At 76.0% G+C, this 2,670-nt stretch carries 1 protein-coding gene; it reads left to right on the forward strand.

All coding sequences use genetic code 11. From position 1 onward, the window contains the following. Positions 1-2,537: non-ribosomal peptide synthetase (locus ABD54_RS26195; RefSeq protein WP_047872225.1), on the forward strand; the 2,537-nt coding region annotated here is incomplete at its 5' end. Positions 2,538-2,670 lie beyond the last annotated feature (133 nt).

Genomic DNA, 2,670 nt, shown 5'->3' on the forward strand with positions numbered 1-2,670 from the left:
CCCCCGCCCTGCCGCTGCGCACCGACCCCGCCGACATCGACCGGCCCCGGTTCACCCGCAGGGCCGAACGGCTCGACCCGAAGGAGTGGAACGCCCTCACCGGCCTGGCCCGCACCGCGGGCGTCACCCCCGCCACCCTGCTGCTGGCCTGCTACGGCGAGGTCCTCGGCAGGTGGAGCGGGCAGACCGGACTCAGCCTCACCCTCACCCTGTTCAACCGCCACGACCTGCACCCCCACATCGGCCGCGTGCTCGGCGACTTCACCTCCCTGTCGCTGACCTCCTACCACCGCGCGCCCGGCCAGGACCCGGCCGGGGCGGCCCGCGACCTCCAGCGCCGCCTGGGCCGGGACCTGGACCACCGGGAGGTGCCCGCCGAGGAGGTGCTGCGCGAGCTGGCGCGGCGCACCGGCACCGCCCAACCCGGGATCCCCGTGGTGTTCACCAGTTCCCTGGGTGTGGGCGAGGGGGTGTCCATGGACCTGTCCCCGGAATTCCCACGGCGCGTGTGGGGCCTGTCCCAGTCGCCCCAGGTGTACCTGGACAACCAGGTCCTGGAGAGCGGCGGCGGACTGGAGGTGTACTGGGACGCGGTGGAGGACCTGTTCCGCCCCGGGGTCCTGGACGCCATGTTCGCGGCCTACCTGGAACTGCTGCACGCGCTCGCCCGCGACGGCGAACAGGGCTGGGAGCAGGCCTGCGCCCGGATGCTGCCCGCGGACCAGCGCGTGGTGCGCGCCTCGGTCGACGCCCCCTCCGGGACCGCCCGGAAGGCCCTGCTGCACGACGCCTTCTTCGACGGCGCGGCCGCACGCGCCGACGCACCCGCCCTCGTCACGGACCGCGCCGTGACCACCCACGGCCAACTGGCGGACCGGTCCCTGCGCGTCGCCGCCGGACTGGTCGAACGCGGCGTGCGGCCCGGCGACGCGGTCGCGGTGTGCCTGCCCAAGGGCCCCGACCAGGTCTGCGCGGTCCTGGGCGTCCTGGCCGCCGGAGCCCTCTACGTTCCGGTCGGCGCGGGCCAGCCCCCGCTGCGGCGCGAGCGCATCCACCGCGCGGCCCGGACCGTGCTGGCCGTCGGCGACGGCACCGGCGCGCCCCGGTCCGCCGACGTGGCAGAACTCCTCCAGACCCCGCCCCTGGACGCGCCCGTGCCGTGCGACCCCGGCGAGGCCGCCTACACGATCTTCACCTCCGGTTCCACCGGGGAGCCCAAGGGCGTGGAGGTCTCCCACGCCGCCGCGCTCACCACGGTCGCCGAGATCAACGACCGCTACCGGGTCGGCCCCGGCGACCGGGTCCTGGCCCTGTCCGCGCTCGACTTCGACCTGTCGGTCTACGACGTGTTCGGCCTGCTCGGCGCGGGCGGCGCGCTCGTCCTGCCCGAGGAGGACGAGCGCCGCGACCCCGAGCGCTGGCGCGCGTTGTGCGCCGAGCACGGCGTCACCGTCTGGAACACCGTCCCCGCCCTGCTCGACATGCTGCTCCTGGCCTCGCAGGACAGGGGGCTGCCCTCCTCGCTGCGGCTGGCCCTGGTCTCCGGGGACTGGGTGGGCGGCGACCTGGCGCCGCGCCTGCGCGAGGCGAGCGGCGCACGCGTCCACCTGGTGGCCCTGGGCGGCGCCACGGAGGCCGCAATCTGGTCCAACGCCTTCGACGGCGGCCACGTCCCGCCGGGGTGGCCCTCGGTGCCCTACGGAACGCCGCTGCGCGAGCAGCGCTACCGGGTGGTGGACCCCCACGGGCTGGACTGCCCGGACTGGGTGGCGGGGGAGCTGTGGATCGGCGGGGCCGGAGTCGCCCTCGGCTACCGCGGCGATCCCGAGCGCACGGCCGCCCGGTTCGTCACCGCAGGGGGAGAGCGCTGGTACCGCACCGGCGACCGGGGCCGCTACCGTCCGGGCGCGCTCCTGGAGTTCCTCGGCCGCGCCGACCGTCAGGTCAAGGTGGGCGGCCACCGGCTCGAACTCGGTGAGGTCGAGGCGGCTCTGGAGGACCACCCCGGCGTGCGCCGTGCCGCGGCGCTGACGGTGGGGGAGCGCACCTCCCGCAGGGTGGTCGCCTTCGTCACCGAGGACGGCGAGGGGATCGGCGCCGGGGACGGTTCCGGCGTCGTGGCCGACGGCCTGGCCCGCCACCTCGCCGCCCGGCTGCCCGCGCACGCCGTTCCCGGCAGCGTGCGCACGGTCGGGGAGATGCCCCTGACCGCCAACGGCAAGGTCGACCTGCGGGCGCTGGAGGAGCTGGCCGCCGCCGAGGCCGGTCCGGGCGGCGCCCCGCTCGCGGACGGTGTGGAGGAGCACATCGCCCGCGTCTGGGGCGAGCTGACCGGCACCGCCGTCGAGGACCGCGACGCGAACTTCTTCGCCCTGGGCGGCACGAGCCTGCTGGCCATCCGCATGATCACAGTTCTGCGGCGCGAACTCAGCGAGGAGCTGTCCACCCGGGCCTTCCTGTCCGCGCCCACACTCGCGGCGCTCGCCGACCAGGTCCGCGCGACCGGGGCGGACGACGTCCAGGACGGGGTGATCTGACCTAGCAGCACCCGTCCCGTCAGCCCCTCCCGCGCCGTCCCTCGCTCCGGCCCAGCCCGGGGCCGTCCCACACGAACCGTCCGCCACCGACCACCCCCGCGTTCACCACGCGTACCGGCCACCCCCTGTGTGA

The organism is Nocardiopsis sp. RV163 (genome assembly GCF_001029525.1).
GTDB lineage: Bacteria > Actinomycetota > Actinomycetes > Streptosporangiales > Streptosporangiaceae > Nocardiopsis > Nocardiopsis dassonvillei.